The following is a 17,292-nucleotide window of genomic DNA, read 5'->3' as shown; positions in this document are numbered from 1 at the left end:
GATTGCCAGCGGGTACTGCGAGTCTAGTCGTGTCGTGGCGCGGCGGGTATGGCTGCGGCGCGTACGTCACTCTTACGCGAGGCGGATGAATGTGCAAGCGCCGTCATCAGAAAATCGATAAAAACGCGGGCACGCGAGGGCAGCGTCTTGCCATGCGGGAACATCAGGCTCACCGGACGGGAACGTCCCGAGTAGGCAGAGAGGACCTCTACTAGCCTTCCCGCCGCCAAATCCTCCTCGACGATGAAACGGTACGTCTGGAAGATGCCGCCACCGGCCTTGGCGAGCGCCACACCGCCGAGCACGTCGTCGGCACAGCGGAAGTTGCCGTGCGCGTGATATTCGACGTCGGCGCCGGCGTCGCGGAACAGCCACTGGATCGGTCGACCGGTACTCGGGAGATCGAACTCGATGCATTCGTGGTCCTTGAGATCGTCCAGCGTTCGGGGCGTGCCCGCCTGCCTCAGATAGTCGGGATGAGCGATGACGACCAGCGCGGCGTCTTCAAGATGGCGGGCCACCATGCGCGATTCGGGTTGCGCACGAAAGCGCACGGCGAAGTCGAAGCGGGCTTCATGCAGATCGACATTCTGATTGCTGATCTGAATCTCCAGCTTGATGAGCGGATATTGCGCCCGGAAAGCAGGCAGAAGCGGCAGCAGACGGTAATGCCCGTAGGTCGTCGGCACGCTGATGCGCAAGGTGCCCGAAGGCTGCGATTGCGCACCGGAGACCCGGCGCTCCGCCTCGGCCAGCAGGCTCAGCGCCGTGCGGCATTCGTCAAAATAGGCGCTGCCGCCTTCCGTCAGGCGAATGCTGCGCGTGGAACGTACGAACAGCCGTACACCCAGGCGCTGCTCCAGTCGCGCCACCGACCGGCTCACGGCTGCCGGGGTGACCCCGGCCTGATTGGCCGCAGCCGTAAAACTGCCGGCTTCGGCCGCCAGACAGAAGAGTTCGATGCTGCCGAGCAGCACGTCGTCGAATTGGCGTTGCATGCGCTGGTCCGCTCCGATTCATTACACGATGTAAAAAGACAAGTGTAATCGCATGTGTTTTTCGCGTCTCGAATCATCAATAGAGTGGTGTCCAACCAGCGGGGTTTACGGATACGCCGATGCCCCGGCGGGAGAAATCACCTGAATCTCTCAGGGCACCTCGGTGGTTCGTGCACTCGTGCATCGATACATCGATCAAATCAAGGACATACATCATGAGCAAGTCGAATCGTACGGTCATCATCACGGGCGCCACGAGCGGTATCGGACTGGGTCTGGCGCAAGCGTTCCTGCGCGACGGGTACAACGTCGTGGGGACGGGGCGCAGCGGCGCACGTCTCGAGCAAACGGCCGCGTTGCTGGCCGCTGGCGAGCGGTTCCTGCCGGTCGCGGGCGATGTCGCCGATCCGGTCGCCGCCGAAACAGCCTTCAAGAAGGCGATCGAAGTCTATGGGCACGTGGACGTGCTGATCAACAATGCGGGCATCTTCGCGGCCAAGCCGTTCGTGGACTTCACGCCCGAGGAGATCGAGACGCAGATCGCGACCAACCTGAAGGGTACGCTGTACTTCTCGCAGGCGGCTGCGCGTCATATGACCGGGCGCCGCAGCGGCCGGATCGTGAACGTGACGGCATCGATCGCGATCCAGGCCAGTTCGGGCGTGCCGGCGCTGCTGGCCGCTGTCCTCAAGGGCGGCATGAATCAGGCGACGAAGGCGCTGGCGCTGGAACTGGCGCCGTTCGGCGTGACGGTGAATGCCGTCGCGCCGGGCGTCGTCAATACGCCGATGCATGCCCCGGAGACGCACGACGCGCTCGGCCAGATGCACCCGCTGGGCCGCATCGCCGAGGTGGAAGACGTGGCACAGGCGGTGCGCTATCTCGTGGACAACGACTACGTCACCGGCACGATTCTGCCGGTGGACGGTGGCTACGCCGCCGGTCGTTGATGTATTTGGCGCGACCGGTGTCTGCACTCGTCGGACTGGCCGCGTCGACAGGAATGTCAAAACCCTCACAGGAGTCCGTCATGCCATTCGTCAGTATCCGAATCACGCGGGAAGGCAACACCGTCGAGCAAAAGGCGCAAGTCATTCGGGAAGTGACCGAGACGCTGGAGCGCGTGCTGAACAAGCCGCCGCATCTCACGCATATCGTGATCGAGGAAGTCGATACCGATAACTGGGGTTACGCGGGCCAAACGACCACGGCGTTCCGCCGTCAGGCTGCCGAAGGCAAGACCTGACGGCGTCGGACGATGTCAACATGCACCGCTACCCGAGCCCTGAGCCCCGGACGGCGGTGCATGCGGCATCAGAACGGCTTGGACATCGCGAGATAGAACGTGCGTCGCGGACCGAATTGCGGCGCCCCGACGCCGATGCCGGTACCGTCACGCAATTCGTACACGCGGTCGAACAGGTTGATGATGGACAGCTTCGCATCGAAGCGCCCAAGCCCCGGCACGTTGATTTGCTGACCGATGCCGAGGTTGACCTGGAAGTAGGCCGGCAAATGCTCGCTGTTCACGAAGCCGCTGCGTAGGCCCGAGCCGAAGAGGGCGTCGGTCGAGAAGAGCGTCTTGCCCCATTGGTACGACACGCCTGCGGACGCCGTGACTTGCTGGTCGTGATCCAGATGCACCCAGTGATTGGCGATGTAGGCGAGTTCGTCGTCACCGAAGTTGAACTGTCCGGTCTCGATGCCTTTACCCATGGCGCGCGATACGGCCACATTCAGATACGCGCCGACGTTACCCTGCCGATAGTTGACCGTGCCTTCGAGGCCGTAAATCCGTCCCTTCTGATAGTTGAACGTCGAATAGATCAGCGCATTGCCGAACTGGCCTTCGTCCTGAAGGTGATTCACGTTGCGATAGTAGGCATCGAGTCCTACCGTAATGGCCGACGTCAACTGATGGGAGACACCGAGATCGAAGTAGTCCGAGCGCTCGGCGCGCACCGAGGTGTTGGCGTCGGACGGGAGCGCATTGGTCGTGCCCAGGAATTTCGTCACCGAGGTCGTATCGATCTTCTCCGTGGCGGGCGGCGTGAAGTAGCGCGAGTACCCGGCGTGCAGGCGGGTGCGGCTCGTCAGGTCATATGTCAGGCCCAGACGCGGGGAGAGCTGTCCCTCGTCCGTGACGGTGTTCACGTGGTCGTAGCGTGCGCCGTAGTTGATCGTCAGGCGATCGGTCGCTTTCCACTCGTCCTGTAAATACAGCCCATAGGTCGTGCCACGGTCCTTGGCATTGTCGACGATGGTGAGCGGCGTTCCGCTCAGTTGATTGCCGTCGGCGTCGGCAGGGAAAACGTTCGAGGTGTTGTCGGTACTGAAGTTTTCCTGTTGCACGAACAGACCGAAACGCAACGTGTGACGGTCGGTGAGCTTGTAGCTGCTATCCGCCTGAACGCCGTACGCTTCATTGCGGCGCGTGATGTTCGACGCCACCCCGTTGTACGCGAGATCGCCGAGCGGGTCGGGCGTGTAGTCGATGCGGCTGGTGCGATGGAACAGCGAAATCTGTGTGTCCAGTTTCGGCGACACGTGGCTTTGCCACGACAACACCTGGAAGTCGGTGAGTTCGCGCTGATTGGCGTTCAGGCTCGACGAGTCGGGAACGACGCCGTTGTCCAGCGTGAATTGCGGGGCGACGCCCGGCGAGTTCGGAATCTGGAAGCGATTGTTGGCCGTGCCGAACATGAACGACACGCGGTTGTCCGGGTTCAGCAGGTACGAGAACATGCCGAACGCGTTTGTCTGGTTCGTGTGATCGTGAATGGCGTTGCGCTCGCCCGTCGGATTCTCGATACCCATGTTGTTCGCAGACACGCGGGCGCTGAAGTAGTAGCTGAGCGCGCCCTTGGTGCCATACAACTGCGTATTGACCTCACGGTCCGCGTGGCTGCCGAAGACGACGCCGACTTCGCCGCCAAAGGCTTTCGGCGGTTCGCCCGTATCGTCGGCAAGGCCCGGCGACCCCTTGGTATGGATGTCGACGATCCCGGCAGTGCGGTAGCCGAACTGGGCCGGCAGCGCGCCGGTAATCAGATTAATCTGCGACGCGATGCGCGCATCGATGGCCTGACCGAAGCCGCTGATCGACTCGGGAATGATTACGCCGTCGATCCGGTATTGCAGGTTGGCGTGGTCACCGCGCACGTGCAGTTGACCGTAAGAGTCCTGCACGACGCCCGGGGCTTGCAGCAGCACCTGATTGAGCGGTGTGTTGCTCCCGAGCGGCAGTGTCTGGATGTCGGTCTGGTCGAAGTTGTAGACCGAGCTGCCGGTGTCGGGCGACAACGCGTTGCGGGCGGCGTCGAGACGCTTGGCGGACACGGTAGTGCCGGAGAGCGAGACGTTGGCGTCGCTACCGGGCGCTGTGTTCGCGCTTTGCGCGTGCGCATTGACGACGAAGACGGATGCGGCCGCCGCAGCCAGGGCGTGACGGGAGAACTGAGCGCGCGTGCCTGCGCGGGAAACCCGCGACGGGCGTGACGAGGAGAAAGTGCCGAAAGCGCCGAAAGCTCGGAGCGAGCGGAATCGTGTGGAGCGGGCAATCATGCCGGACCTCAATGTGCTTGACGTGTGGACGCCGCGCGGCCGGGGGCGCGCTCGCCAACGCTGGCGAGCCGCACCGGGCGGCGGCGAATGTTCTGGTTCGGAAGTGCCTGGGCGAACTAATGCGAGCTCAGGCAAGCGACATCGAGGTGCGGGGCGGATCGCGGTTGCGCGTCGGTCCCCGTGAGACCGAGCGGACATGCAATGGCGCGGCAGGCGGGTAGTGCCAGTCGCGAGAGGAAGGCAGTGCGGCGAAGACCGGTAGCGCCGGGAGTGCAACGTCGACCGCGATGAAGGCGAGGCATTGCTCGCAGATACCGTCTTCGTCCGACGCATGCTGATCGGAAGTATCCGTCAGACCATGCTGACGTTCCGATTGCGCCGATGCAGCCGATGCAGCCGCCAGCGCGGCCGCCGTGTGAAACACGACGTGCCGTGCAAGCGCCATCTGCGACACCAGCACGCAGACGACCAGCCATAAAGGTAACCAGCGGCGACGCATGGGCCGAAGAAAAACGGAAAACAAGACGAGAGCGCGCGAACGCGACGGAACGCTGCATGACAGCGTCGGCGATTAAATGCAACCAAGTTGCAATGCAACTGAGTTGCGAATTCTGTCACATTCGGGGTGACTTTGCCAAGTCGGAATACGTAAGGCGGACGTTCGGGGAGGGCGCCGGGAGGCGTGCGGACGGAAAGCGGGGCGCGTGCAGTGGGCGGGCGTGCACTGGCGAAGGCGCAACGTGCGCAGGCATGGCGCTATCGTCACCACCATGCCTGGAGAATTTACGCACCGCAGGCGCGTGCCCGGCGAGGTGCCGGGCACGCGTGGGCTCAGGCAATCGGTTGCCGCAATGTGGCGTCGGCCACGCGAATGGGCTTCGGAATCAGCCGGAGCTGGAGGAACGTATCGGCAATGCGCTGTTGGGCGGCCAGTACGGGTTCCGATACCGGCTTGTAGATGTGCGCGTAATGCCGTAGTCCCTTCTCAATGATCTTCGCGTCTAGCCCCTGGATCGGCGCGAGCTGCGTCGCGGCTGCCGCGTAATCCGAGCGGATTTGCAGCCCCGTCTGACCGAGCGATTCGAGCGTCGCCTTGATCACGTCGCCACGTTTCTCCGCAAACGCACGCTGACTCAGGAAGAACTGATGATGATCGGCGGCGCCTTCGGCATTGGCGAGCAGACGCACAGGGCTCTGATCGAGGACCGCGGTGAGGAACGGATCCCAGATGGCCCACGCGTCGACCGATCCGCGTTCGAGGGCGGCACGGGCGTCGGCGGGCGCGAGGAACACCGGGCTGACGTCGCCATAGTCCAGACCATGTTTGCGCAGCAGCGCGACGAGGAACCAGTGGACGTCCGAACCCTTGTTGAACGCGACACGTTTGCCACGCAGGTCGGCAACGGTCTTGATCGGCGAGTTGTTGCCGACGACGACGCCCTCGGCAAGCGGTGTCGGCACCTCATAAGCGCTGTAGACGAAGTCGGCACCTGCCGCTTGCGCGAAGACCGGCGGCGCTTCGCCGACGTACCCGAAGTCGATGGCGCCGACGTTCAGCGCTTCGAGCAGTTGCGGGCCGGCGGCGAATTCCGCCCATGTGAGTTCGACACCGAGCGGACGCAGACGCGCCTCCAGCGATCCGTTCGCCTTGGCGAGCACGAGCGTGCTGGCAGCCTTCTGGTAACCGATGCGGAACTTGCGCGGCTCGTAAGCCGCATGCGCGGGCAACGACGGCAGCGCCACGGCGGCGGCTCCGGCCCCGAGCACACCGAGGAATTGGCGGCGTGAGAGTGCCTTGCGTGGTTTCAGCGGTTTCATGAGCGTTGCCCCGTATGAATGTTGGAATAGGCCGGATGGGACCGATCGACGAGAAATTGAAGGGAAATTATCCGGACCGGTTCCGCGCGGGGGCAACGAAGCGATTCTGCTTTGGATATTCAGGGATGCGGTGCGATGTAAGCGACGCAAAGTGGAATAGGCGACGCGCCGCCGTGATAGGCGAACGGCAGGGTCTCCCGAAACTCGATGCTCAGCGAGGGCCATAACGACAGCGTTCGCGCGAAGCTCGCCCGTCGACATGACCGTCCGGGATGCCCGAGCAGAATCGCCCCGCGTGCGCGGACCTCGGCCTCATCCAGATCCCGCGTGTAGATGTTCGGACGCGAGGTCGACGACCATGCCGTCATGAGACGCGGCTGGCTCGGCGCATAGAACGTCAACCACGTGGCGAGATGGTCGTTGCCGACAAACGACAATGGCACGTCGTAGCGCTGGTTCCAGCGCTGCTCGATGGCGAGGCTCACCGTCTTGACCCCGGCGAACTTTTGCCCCGCGTTGCGCAGATTCAGCCCGAGCACGGTAACGTATCCGATCAGCACCGTGAGGCCGACGAGAGGCAGCCATCGCGAAATTCGCCACGCGCGCTTGCCGGTGGCGGGGGCCACGCATCCGACGAGCAGCGCAGGCAACGGCACGGCAAACGGTTGCAGCCATTCGGAAATGCGTCCGCCGTCATGCAGCGTGAAGTACACGAGGATCGGCACCAGCGGCGGCAGCACGGCACAGGCGGCTAACTGCACGGATCGCGGCGCTTGCGTGAAGCGGATACCGGCCAGATGCATGACGACGGCGAGCGTGACGACGGGATAGAACGCCGTGAGCGCACCGCGCAACCCATGCAAGTTCAGACGCTGTCGGATCTGATCGTCGACCCATCGAAACGCGGCGAAGTCGTGGCTCGCGAGCCAGAGGATATTCGGCGTAATCAGTGCGGTGAAGAGGACGAGCCCGAGCACGAAGGCCGGGTGCCGGTAATGCTGACGGGTCGCCGGCGTCCAGACGGTGATGACGAACATGGCGCCCAGCAGCGCAAACGTCGAATACTTGGTCATGGCCGCGAGACCGGCGACGACACCGAACCCGATCCAGTACCGGGGCGAATCGCACATCGCGCGCACGAACAGCCACAGCATCCACGGCCAGAACATGACCAGCAGGTAGTTGTCGTTGTACGGGAGGATGTCGATGTTGGTCGCGCCGGTCAGGTGCAGGCTGAGCATTGCCAGCCACGCGAGGCGCGTGTCCGCACACAGTCGTCTGGCGAGATGCCATACACCCAGCATGCCGATGGCAATCGCTGCGAAGTGCGACGCGTACCAGTAGAACGCCAGCGCCTCGCCCGTCAGACCGAGTGCTGGCCACATCGAAAATCCGACCAGCCAGGGGTTCTTCGGCGTTCCCCATTCGGCGTTACGCGCCCAGTTGAGGGCTTCGACGGCGTCGAACGGGACGGTCGGGTCCAGACTGGCGCTGACGAGCGTCCAGACGATGGCGTAGATCGCGACGTAAAGCGAAGGGGAGTATTGCATCGCCGTCGCGGCACGCCGTGCGAGCGCGCGCACGGACGTTGCGCGCCGAATGGGCGCCAAGACAGGCGTCGTTGAGGAGGCGTCGTGTTTTTGCATGCGCGCTTCGACCGGGCGAGTGCGCGCATGTTCTTGGAGTTATTTTGCAATCCAAATCAAATGTGGTGCATTTGAATTGCGGTGTAGAGCCTTGTTTTGTTTGGGGATTTAATGCGCCATCGCATGACGGCGAGGCGCATATCGACAACACTCGTTCACAGACGTCAACAAATGAAAACGAATGAAAAAAGAAGGCAACAATCTTTCTGACGACCGGCGCGGCACGGGCCGTGCTTGTCGTTATGCGTGCTCGGCAGGCGCGTCGACGATCCGCGCCGGATCGACGTGCCGGATGCGCTGATCGACAAAGTAGCCGCCGCCTTCCTGATAACGAAGATAGAGACGGCCGCATTCGCGGCAGCGGCACACGTTGGCACGGTTGTACGGGAAGTAGCGCGGTGCGATGGGGGCATCGGGCGCCCAGTACGACGTGCCGTCCGGGTGGTATTCGGCGAACGTCGGCTCCTGTGAGGCCTGTTGATCCCACAACGTGCCCACGACTTCCAACTGTGATTCGGGCAAGGAGTTAGGCAGGCTGGCCCAGCCGTCGAGCGGCGTTTTCGTGCACTGGCAATCGATAGCGACGTTGCTGGCGGATTCGGCGAGGGTAAGGAATGCGGCGTGGTCGAGGAAGGAAAGATCGCTCATGGGGGATGTCGAGTGGACTTCGCGCCGTCGTCGCGGCGAGTGATTTGCGCTGACGCGGCATCAAGGGAACAGCGTCAGACATGGTAGCGCGATGGCGCGCGCAGAGCACAAGAAGCGTTGCAAACCATCGAATCTTGTAGGGTTGTCACAAACGCGCGCTACGCCTGGTATATGATATTCGCTATATACCAATCTATATAACGGAGTTCAGGCTGTGAAGACTTTGCGGTTCGGTTCGTGCGTTGCCGCGACGATGCAAGTGGTGGCGTTCGTGGCTGCGGCGATGGCGGGGACGATGCCGGCGCATGCCGAAGACACGTTCCGTGTGGCATACGCCGGTTCGATGGGCGTGGTGATGGACAAGGCGCTGGGACCGGCCTTCGCGCAGCGCGAGCATGTGACCTATCAGGGCCAGGGCGAAGGGGCCTACGGGCTGGCTCGTCTGCTGGCTTCGGGACGATCGACGGCCGATGTATTCGTCTCAATCACCCCGGGGCCGATGGCCATTCTCAAGGACGCGGGACTGATCGACGATGCCATCCCGGTGGCCAGCACACGCATGGTCATCGCCTACAACCCGAAGGGCCGCTTCGGCGAAGCATTCCGTCTCGCAGGCTCCGATGCGGCGCATCCCGTCTGGTGGAAGGTGCTGCAAACGCCGGGCCTGCGCTTCGGCCGCACTGACCCCGCGACGGACCCGCAGGGCCAGAACATCGTCTTCACGCTGATGCTTGCGCAGAAGTACTACGATCAGGCGGGCCTCGCGCACTCCGTGCTGGGCGACATTCGCAATCCGCAGCAAGTGTTCGGCGAGGGCGGCTTGCTGACGCGTCTCGAAGCCGGGCAGGTCGACGCTGCCTCGGGCTACGAAAGCGCCACCCGCTCGGCCAAACTGCCCTATGTGGCACTTCCCGATGAAATCAATCTGAGCAATCCCGCGTTTTCCAAAAACTGGTACGACACCGTGTCGTTCGCGCTGCCTGCGGCGGATGGCAAGGAAAAGACCGTTCGTCCGCAGCCGCTGGTGTTCTACGCTGCGAAGCTGAAGAACGCCGCGCATCCGAAGGCGGCAGACGACTTCCTCTCCTTCATGACCTCGACGCAGGGGCAGCAGTTGTTCGACGAGAACGGCTACGGCAAACCGAAGGGCGACGCGCTTTATCACTGATCCGGCAATCGATGAAAGCCCAGGAACACTGAAGGAAGCGTTCGTGCAGAAATGGAGCGACGGCCCACCGTTCACGGCAGGCCGAAGATGGGGTGCCGTCGGGCATGGCCTTGGCCGGTTGGGTGAAATCGTCACCTGGACGCTGTTGGCTGTGCCGTTCGCCGCATTGGCGCTTGAGACGCCATGGCGCCATTTCCGGCTCGCTTACGGCGACTGGGATGCCGTGGCCGTATCGCTCGGACTGTCTTGTGTCTCGATGGCGATCATCGTCGTGCTGGGCACGCGGGTCGCACACTGGCTGGCGTCGACACGGTCGCGGGTCGCACGCATCGGCGAGGCGCTCGTGCTGGTGGCGCTCATGACACCGCCGCTGGCGATGGGGATATTGCTGGCGACGGCGTACGGACCTGTTGGGACGTTGGGCGCATTGCTCGCGCGCGGCGGCGTAATGCTCGGCAACAACCCGCCAGCGTTCGTGCTCTCACAAGTCTATGGTGGCCTGCCTTATTTCATCCTTGCAGCGCGTGCTGCCTTCGAAGCGGTACCGCCCGTCTTGCCTATGGCGGCCCGCAGTCTTGGCGCCACCCCGTGGCAGGTGTTCTGCCGCGTGACGTTGCCGCTGGCGCGGGGCGGGCTTGCCGCGGGGCTCGTGGTGGCATGGGTGCGCGTGATCGGCGAGTTCGGCATCGTCATGATCTTCGCTTACTTCCCGCAAGGCATCCCGGTAAAGCTCTACGTCAACTTGCAGAACGATAGTCTCGGTGCTGTCTATGCGCTGCTGTGGCTGCTGCTTGTCGTGGCATTGCCGTTGCCGATCCTCGTGTTGATGGCGACGCGACGCCGCCATCGAGAAGTGCAGGGCAACGACACCGTGTTTTGACGTGATGCGCTAACTGATGAACCGGGCGCGCAGCGGCTCCGCAATTGCCTGTCCGGGTGGTCGCGGGGCCGCTTGTTTTTACAGCGAACGTTCGATGGCCTGACCGAGCAGCGACAGGCCCAGATCGATCTCGGCTTCGCTCACGGTCAGTGGCGGGGCGATGCGGAACACGCCGCCCATGCCCGGCAGTTGCACGATGTTCATGCTCAGGCCGAGGTTCATGCACTCGCGCGTGATTTTCGCGCCGAGGCCGTCCGCCGGCGCCTTGGTGCGGCGATCCTTGACAATCTCCATGCCGAGCAACAGGCCCCGGCCACGCACGTCGCCCACGCACTCGAAGCGCTCCATCAGCCCCAGCAGACCGTTGCGCAGCCGCTCACCCATGACGTTGGCGCGCTCAACAAGTCCGTCGCGGGCCACCACGTCGAGCACGCGCAGGCCGACCGCAGCGGGCAGCGGGTCGGAGACATGGGTGGTGTAGAACAGATAGCCGCGCTCGTGCGCCCGTTCTTCGATCTCGGCGGACGTCACGATGGCAGCGAGCGGCAAGCCCGCACCGAGCGTCTTAGACAGCGTGAGGATGTCCGGCGTCACGCCATCGCGCTCGAACGCGAACATCGTGCCGGTGCGTCCGATGCCGGTCTGGGCTTCGTCGAGGATCAGCAACATGCCGCGCTCCTCGCACTTGCGCTTGAGCGCGGCGAGATAGCCGGGCGGCAACTCGATGATGCCGCCCGAGCTCAGGATCGGCTCGGCGATGAAGGCGGCCAGATTGCCGCTCGACTGCCGGTCGATCAGATCGAAGGCGTAGTCCAGCTCCGCGAGATAGTCGTACTGACCCGCCGGGCCGAAGCGCGGGCGGTAGGTGAACGGCGCAGGAATCGCGAAGGACCCCACGGCGGCGGGGCCAACGCCTTTGCGTCCCGCGCTGTACGTCGCGGAGGCCGCCGCGCCCGTCATGCCGTGCCACGACTGTGCGAATCCGACGATCTCGTACTTGCCGGTCACTAGTTTCGCCATGCGAATGGCGGCTTCGTTTGATTCCGCCCCCGTACTCAGCAACATCACACGGTCGAGCCCTGGCGGCGTGATGTCGGCCAGACGCGTCGCCAGATCCACGACGGGGCGCGAGAGCATGCCGCTGAACAGATGGTCGAGCTTGCCGATGGATTCGGTGACGACCGCCACGATGTCCGGATGGCTGTGGCCGAGCACCGCACTCATCTGACCCGATGTGAAATCGAGAATGGCCCGCCCGTCGGCGTCATAGACGAAGCTGCCCTCGGCACGCTCGATGATCGCCGGTTCAAACGTGCCGCCATAGCGGATGAGGTGCTGGCGGGCGTTGCGCCAGAAATCGGCGTCTTGGTTCTTGGACACGAGGAAATCTCCGAGGGGCGGCTTGAAGTTCGCGGCTTGAAGCTCGCGACGTTGAGGGAATCGGCAGTGAATCGTTACCGCTTGCAGTCTAAGCAGCGCTCTGCTTTCATAGAAGCGAATAGTGCTAATGAAAGATAGAAGCGAGGCTAATACCTTGAGTGCGATGCTGGAAATCGATTTGCTGCGTTCGTTCGTCGCCATCGCGCGGGCCGGTTCGCTCAGTCGGGCCGCTCAGCGCATTGCCCGCACCCAGTCCGCGCTGAGTCAGCAAATGAAGCGGCTGGAAGCGATCGTGGATCAGCCGTTGCTACAGCGTACGGGGCGGGGGGTGGTGCTCACGGGGTCCGGCGAACGCTTGCTGGCCCACGCGCAGCGCATTTTGCGGGCTCACGACGAAGCGATGGCCGACATGTCGGGGAGCGGTCTGACCGGCACGATCCGGTTCGGTTGCCCGGACGACTACGCGGCGGCGTTCCTGCCCCATCTTCTGCGCGAATTTGCGGTGGCGCATCCTCACGCACAGGTCGAGGTCATCTGCGAGCCGACGCCACGCCTGCTGGAGCAACTGTCCCGTCACGCGCTCGATCTGGCGTTGATTTCGTTGCCCGACGGTGTCGATGAGCGCAACGTGATCCGCCGCGAGCCATTGGTGTGGATCGGCAACCCGGGGCTCGACGCCGTGTTGTCCGACATGAATGAGCCATTACCGCTAGCGCTTTCTGATCCCGACACGCTGGACCACATCGCGGCGTGTGAAGCCCTGACGCGAGCGGGACGTGCCTATCGAATTGCGTACGCGAGCAGCAATCTGGCGGGGCTGACGGCATTGGCACGCTCCGGGCAGGCGTTCGCTGTCATGACACAGACGGCCGTCCCTGCGGATTTACGCATTGTTACAGCTGATACCTTGCCGGCGTTGCCGTCCGTGGGGATTACGGTAAAGTTCGATCGCGCGCGTCCCACGCATCTGAGTGTGGCGTTCGCCGAGCATATTCGGCAGACGCTGGCGGTGCTGTAACGCGGGCACGACGTGGGCGGTGCCGACGTTCGTTCCCGTCCGGGCGAATTTCAAGCACAATTGCGCATTGCTTCACGGCGTACGGCACCTGTCGGCGCGACGTGAGGTGTCAATCAAAAGCATTCGGGACCCGGCACTGGGGGCATCAACGGCCGGAAGCCCGAGGGTCATCACTTTTTGCAGCATTTTTGTATCGAGGTCGATATGTTGGCGCGTTTCGTGGCGTTTTTCCTGGTGGTCGGTTCGTTGTTTGCCCTCGCGGGCTGCAATACCGTCGACGGCGTGGGGCAGGACATTTCGGGGGCCGCACGCACCGTCAAGCGGGCGCTGTAAGGCGCGGTAAGCCAGCGCTCCAGTCGTGCGCCCATCGCGCACCAACTTGACATATGTCCCTCATATATCCCTCGTATATTTCGTGAACTGGCGCGCAATTCGCTGAGTAAGCGCCAGTCTCCCGATCGTCACTCAAGTTTTTCGCATTTGCGCCGTTGGAGCCGCTAACGCTGTCACGGGCACAGGGGTATCGTGCCGGGTGGCGTACGGTGACCGCCGCTCTCGGCGGCCACGAACAGAACGAAAGGCGGAAGCGCAAATGTTGAAAAATTGGACGATTCGTTGGCGGTTGCGGACGGCCGTGGCCGGTCTGGCGGCACTGGTGTTGATCATCGGAGCGCTGGCGCTCCTCGGGTTGCGCGACACCGTCGGCAGTTTGCGCGAGGTGTACGACAAGGAGCTCGCCAGTACACGGTTGCTCGGCGAGTCGGAAATCCAGATCGGTCGTGCACGTGCCGTCGTGCTGCGTGCGCCGCAGGCGCCGAACGAGGAAATCAAGGCGGCGGACGTCAAGAAGGGAACCGAGTACTGGGGCGAATCGGAGAAGGCGTGGCAAGCCTATCTGGCGCTGCCGTCCGATGCTGAAGAGCAACGCCTTGCCAAAGACGTGACGAGTGCCCGTCAGGCGCTCAAGGACGCCTTCACCCTGGTGCAGAACAGCATCGCCGCCGGCCAGACCGACGTCTATTACACGCAGGCAGCAGTGCTGGGCAAGCGCTACACGTCATACGTGAACGCCAACGAGGCGCTCAAGACGCTCTACGACACCCGCGCCAAGTCGAGCTTCGATTCGGCGGTGACGACTTACGACCGGCTGTTCGTCCTCACGCTTTGTGCCATCGCATTCGCCATCATCGCCGCGCTGCTCACGGCGCGGTCGCTGAACCGGGCGATTACGCGTCCACTGGATGACGTGCTTGAACATTTCCAGGAAATCGCGGCAGGCGATCTGCAACGCCCGGTGCATGTGACGTCGGGCGACGAAATGGGCCGTCTGCTGACGGCGCTCGGCAACATGAAGATGCAACTCAACGACACCGTGGCCAAGGTGCGCAAGAGCGGTGAAGCGATTGCCGCGAGTGCGCGCGAAATTGCTGCGGGCAATCTGGATCTGTCCGCCCGTACCGAGCAGCAAGCCGCGTCGCTGGAGGAAACGGCGGCGAGCATGGAGCAGTTGACGAGCACCGTGCGGCAAAACATGGAGCACGCCCGTCAGGCCAATCAACTGGCGCGTCAGGCGAGCGAACAGACCGGGGCGGGTGACTCGGCGATGGTCGAAGTCACGCAGACGATGCAGGCCATCGATGCCGGTTCTGCCAAGATTCGCGACATCATCGCGCTGATCGACGGCATTGCATTCCAGACGAACATTCTGGCGCTGAACGCGGCGGTTGAAGCGGCCCGGGCGGGGGAGCAGGGGCGTGGTTTCGCCGTCGTCGCGGGTGAGGTGCGCACGCTGGCGCAACGCTCCGCGAGCGCGGCACGCGACATCAAGACACTGATCGAGACGTCGGCCGAGCGTTCGGCGGCGGGCAGCCGGATCGTCGGTGAGGCAGGCACGGCGATGCACAGCATTGCCGGCAGCGTGCAACGCGTCACGGACATCATGGCCGAAATTTCGGCGGCATCGGAAGAGCAGACGGCAGGGATCGATCAGGTCGCGCGTGCGGTCACGCAGATGGACGAAGTCACGCAGCAGAACGCCGCACTGGTGGAGCAAGCCTCCGCGGCAGCGCAATCACTGGCCGAGCAGGCCGAAGCGCTGAAAGCCGCCGTGGCCGTGTTTCGTCTGACCCAGCAGAGCGACGATTTGACGTTGATGTCTGGCACGGCTGGCATGGCGCGTACCCGGCTGCATGCGGTGACATCTTAAGTCAGCAAGCGTGAAGACGTTCGTCGGCAGATCGGTCGATCCGCCGAATTCGAATCGACGAACGTCCCCCCAATTTGGGGACGCAGTGACTATGCGCCGGGCACCGCGTCGAAGATCGGGCGCGGCTCCACGCCCCAATGAGCACACAACTGCGCACGAGAGCTTGTAACCTACGCTTTCACTTCCACGACCGCCTGTCCGGCGCCGCCACCCATGAGCCAGCAAAAGCCTGTCGAGTACGCCACCGCCTCGCCCGAAGTCAAAGCCGTTTTCGACGACATCAAGGACACGCGCGGTGTGCCTGACGTCAACAACTTCTGGAAGTACATCGCTCAACATCCCCCGACACTGGAGCGCACGTGGGGCAGCCTCAAGGACATCATGTCTGCGGGCGCCCTCGATCCGCTCGTCAAGGAACTGATCTACGTGGCCGTGAGCGTGACCAACAATTGCGGCTACTGTGTCGCCAGCCACACCGCGGGCGCTCGTCGTGCGGGAATGACGGACGAGATGTTCGGCGAGTTGCTGGCCGTCGTCGGCATGGCCAACGAAACCAATCGACTGGCCGTGGGGTACCGCGTGCCGATCGATCCTGCCTTCGAGTAAGTCATCCGGCGGCGACGGTGAGCTGATGCTTCACCGTCGCCATGCCGCATCACTGCGGTATCGCCGCGCCGCGCGTCATCCATTGACGGTATCGACGTGTCTGACATGCCGTGCCGATCTGCTGTGCGATGAGCGCTCGCAGGGGCGAGACGGCAGGGTTTGGCGTACGCCCGGCGCTCAGGCGCTTGAGCTGAAACTTCACGACCGCCATGTTCGCGAGTGAGCCGAGCGCCTTGTTTTTCCATTGGATGGGCTTGAGTTGTGGCGCAGAGGCATCGCCTTGCCGCCATCGGTTCGGTAGTTCCGGATCGATGGACAGCGCCGTGGCAATGCCGACCATCGCCGTGCCGCTTTCGAGCACCTGCTCGGCCACAGCGAGGCGGCGGATGCCTCCCGTCACCATCAGCGGCATCGTGGCGACAGCCACCATGTCACGCGCGAATTCGAGGAAATAGGCTTCGCGCGCGAGCGTGCGCCCATCGCGCGCCTCGCCTTGCATCGCGGGCGCTTCATAGCTGCCGCCGGAGAGTTCGATCAGATCGACGCCGTGCGCGCCGAGCATGTCGATGACGCGACGCGCGTCGGCAGGGCCGAACCCGCCGCGCTGAAAATCGGCCGAGTTGAGCTTGACCGCAACGGCGAACCCGGGCGAGACCGCGTTGCGCACCGATTTCACGACGTCGAGCAATAACCTCGCGCGATTCTCGAGACTGCCGCCCCATCGATCTTCGCGCCGGTTCGTCAGCGGCGACAGGAACTGGCTCAACAGATAGCCGTGCGCCGCATGAATCTCTACGCCGGTGAAGCCGCTTTGCTCCGCGAGCACGGCACTGCGGGTGAAGCGCGCGAGGACATCGGCAATGTCGGTCTCGGTCAGCGCCCGGGGCATGGCAAAGCGCTTCGAGAACGTGCCGAGTTCGAGGGCAATCGCAGAGGGTGCGACCGTCGGCTGGCCCAGCGCCGAGAGCATCTGCCTGCCCGGATGGTTCAGTTGCATCCAGACTTGTGCGCCCCGTTGCCGCGCGGTGTCGGCCCAGTGTCGAAAGCGTGCGAGATGCCTGTCATCCTCTAACACCACGCCGCCGGGCCCGGTCATGGCACGCGCATCGATCATGACGTTGCCGGTGATGATCAGCCCCGCACCGCCACGTGCCCAGGCGTCGTACAGCCGGATGAGGTCGTCGGACGGTGCGTGATCGGCGTCGGCCATGTTTTCCTCCATGGCAGCCTTGGCAATGCGGTTGGGGATAGATGTGCCGTTGGGCAGCATGAGGGAAGTGAAGAGTGTCACGGTCGCGCCTCGAATCTTCAGTTGACGATGGCACGACCATAACCTTAAAGTTCACTTCAATGTCAAGCG

At 63.4% G+C, this 17,292-nt stretch carries 16 protein-coding genes; 8 read left to right on the top strand and 8 right to left on the bottom strand.

Going from position 1 to position 17,292, the window contains the following annotated elements:
- Positions 1 to 23: 23 nt before the first annotated feature.
- Positions 24 to 998, bottom strand: a complete 975-nt coding sequence (locus tag PCA20602_RS04990) for a LysR family transcriptional regulator (RefSeq protein WP_150720250.1) — start codon at positions 996 to 998, stop codon at positions 24 to 26.
- Between the two features lie 215 nt (positions 999 to 1,213).
- Here PCA20602_RS04990 and PCA20602_RS04985 point away from each other — a divergent pair, with 215 nt between their 5' ends.
- Complete coding sequence (locus PCA20602_RS04985) at positions 1,214 to 1,948, top strand: SDR family NAD(P)-dependent oxidoreductase (protein ID WP_150720249.1); 735 nt, start codon at positions 1,214 to 1,216, stop codon at positions 1,946 to 1,948.
- Between the two features lie 80 nt (positions 1,949 to 2,028).
- On the top strand, positions 2,029 to 2,244 hold the full coding sequence (locus PCA20602_RS04980; RefSeq protein WP_150720248.1) for a tautomerase family protein: 216 nt from the start codon (positions 2,029 to 2,031) through the stop codon (positions 2,242 to 2,244).
- A gap of 68 nt (positions 2,245 to 2,312) precedes the next feature.
- Here PCA20602_RS04980 and PCA20602_RS04975 read toward each other — a convergent pair whose 3' ends face one another.
- From PCA20602_RS04975 to PCA20602_RS04955, 5 genes are all read right to left on the bottom strand, one after another.
- Positions 2,313 to 4,562 (bottom strand): TonB-dependent receptor, encoded by a 2,250-nt coding sequence (locus PCA20602_RS04975; protein ID WP_246182033.1) that lies wholly within the window; start codon positions 4,560 to 4,562, stop codon positions 2,313 to 2,315.
- Positions 4,563 to 4,689: 127 nt separating this feature from the next.
- Complete coding sequence (locus PCA20602_RS04970) at positions 4,690 to 5,061, bottom strand: hypothetical protein (RefSeq protein ID WP_150720247.1); 372 nt, start codon at positions 5,059 to 5,061, stop codon at positions 4,690 to 4,692.
- A 332-nt stretch (positions 5,062 to 5,393) separates the two neighbouring features.
- A complete protein-coding gene (locus PCA20602_RS04965) occupies positions 5,394 to 6,380 on the bottom strand; it encodes an aliphatic sulfonate ABC transporter substrate-binding protein (RefSeq protein WP_150720246.1) in 987 nt (328 codons plus the stop codon).
- A 119-nt stretch (positions 6,381 to 6,499) separates the two neighbouring features.
- Complete coding sequence (locus tag PCA20602_RS04960) at positions 6,500 to 7,930, bottom strand: glycosyltransferase family 39 protein (RefSeq protein WP_174980814.1); 1,431 nt, start codon at positions 7,928 to 7,930, stop codon at positions 6,500 to 6,502.
- Between the two features lie 336 nt (positions 7,931 to 8,266).
- Positions 8,267 to 8,674: a hypothetical protein gene (locus PCA20602_RS04955; RefSeq protein WP_150720244.1), complete on the bottom strand. Its 408-nt coding sequence runs from the start codon at positions 8,672 to 8,674 to the stop codon at positions 8,267 to 8,269.
- A gap of 214 nt (positions 8,675 to 8,888) precedes the next feature.
- On the opposite strand from PCA20602_RS04955, the gene PCA20602_RS04950 reads away from it, so the two are divergent.
- Both PCA20602_RS04950 and PCA20602_RS04945 read left to right on the top strand, forming a co-directional pair.
- Entirely contained in the window at positions 8,889 to 9,842 is a 954-nt protein-coding gene (locus tag PCA20602_RS04950; protein ID WP_246182032.1) for an extracellular solute-binding protein, read from the top strand.
- A 43-nt stretch (positions 9,843 to 9,885) separates the two neighbouring features.
- Positions 9,886 to 10,722 (top strand): molybdate ABC transporter permease subunit, encoded by an 837-nt coding sequence (locus PCA20602_RS04945; protein ID WP_246182031.1) that lies wholly within the window; start codon positions 9,886 to 9,888, stop codon positions 10,720 to 10,722.
- 78 nt (positions 10,723 to 10,800) lie between these two features.
- Here PCA20602_RS04945 and PCA20602_RS04940 read toward each other — a convergent pair whose 3' ends face one another.
- Positions 10,801 to 12,102, bottom strand: a complete 1,302-nt coding sequence (locus PCA20602_RS04940; protein ID WP_150720243.1) for an aspartate aminotransferase family protein — start codon at positions 12,100 to 12,102, stop codon at positions 10,801 to 10,803.
- A 127-nt stretch (positions 12,103 to 12,229) separates the two neighbouring features.
- Here PCA20602_RS04940 and PCA20602_RS04935 point away from each other — a divergent pair, with 127 nt between their 5' ends.
- The 4 genes from PCA20602_RS04935 (at position 12,230) to PCA20602_RS04925 (ending at position 15,932) form a co-directional block, all read left to right on the top strand.
- The gene (locus PCA20602_RS04935) at positions 12,230 to 13,120 is read left to right on the top strand and encodes a LysR substrate-binding domain-containing protein (RefSeq protein WP_150720242.1); all 891 of its coding nucleotides are present in this window, start codon (positions 12,230 to 12,232) and stop codon (positions 13,118 to 13,120) included.
- A gap of 204 nt (positions 13,121 to 13,324) precedes the next feature.
- A complete protein-coding gene (locus PCA20602_RS26165) occupies positions 13,325 to 13,453 on the top strand; it encodes a hypothetical protein (RefSeq protein WP_277990424.1) in 129 nt (42 codons plus the stop codon).
- Positions 13,454 to 13,712: 259 nt separating this feature from the next.
- Positions 13,713 to 15,326: a methyl-accepting chemotaxis protein gene (locus PCA20602_RS26160; protein ID WP_150720241.1), complete on the top strand. Its 1,614-nt coding sequence runs from the start codon at positions 13,713 to 13,715 to the stop codon at positions 15,324 to 15,326.
- 213 nt (positions 15,327 to 15,539) lie between these two features.
- Positions 15,540 to 15,932, top strand: coding sequence for a carboxymuconolactone decarboxylase family protein (locus tag PCA20602_RS04925; protein WP_069342923.1), 393 nt, complete (start codon positions 15,540 to 15,542; stop codon positions 15,930 to 15,932).
- 49 nt (positions 15,933 to 15,981) lie between these two features.
- On the opposite strand, the gene PCA20602_RS04920 is transcribed toward PCA20602_RS04925, so the two are convergent.
- The gene (locus tag PCA20602_RS04920; RefSeq protein WP_150720240.1) at positions 15,982 to 17,223 is read right to left on the bottom strand and encodes an NADH:flavin oxidoreductase/NADH oxidase family protein; all 1,242 of its coding nucleotides are present in this window, start codon (positions 17,221 to 17,223) and stop codon (positions 15,982 to 15,984) included.
- Between the last annotated feature and the right edge of the window lie 69 nt (positions 17,224 to 17,292).

The sequence above is a fragment of the Pandoraea capi genome, from assembly GCF_902459735.1.
In the GTDB taxonomy this organism is placed as follows: domain Bacteria; phylum Pseudomonadota; class Gammaproteobacteria; order Burkholderiales; family Burkholderiaceae; genus Pandoraea; species Pandoraea capi.
Note: the sequence above shows the minus strand (reverse complement) of the source record. Positions and strands in the feature narration are given on the sequence as shown.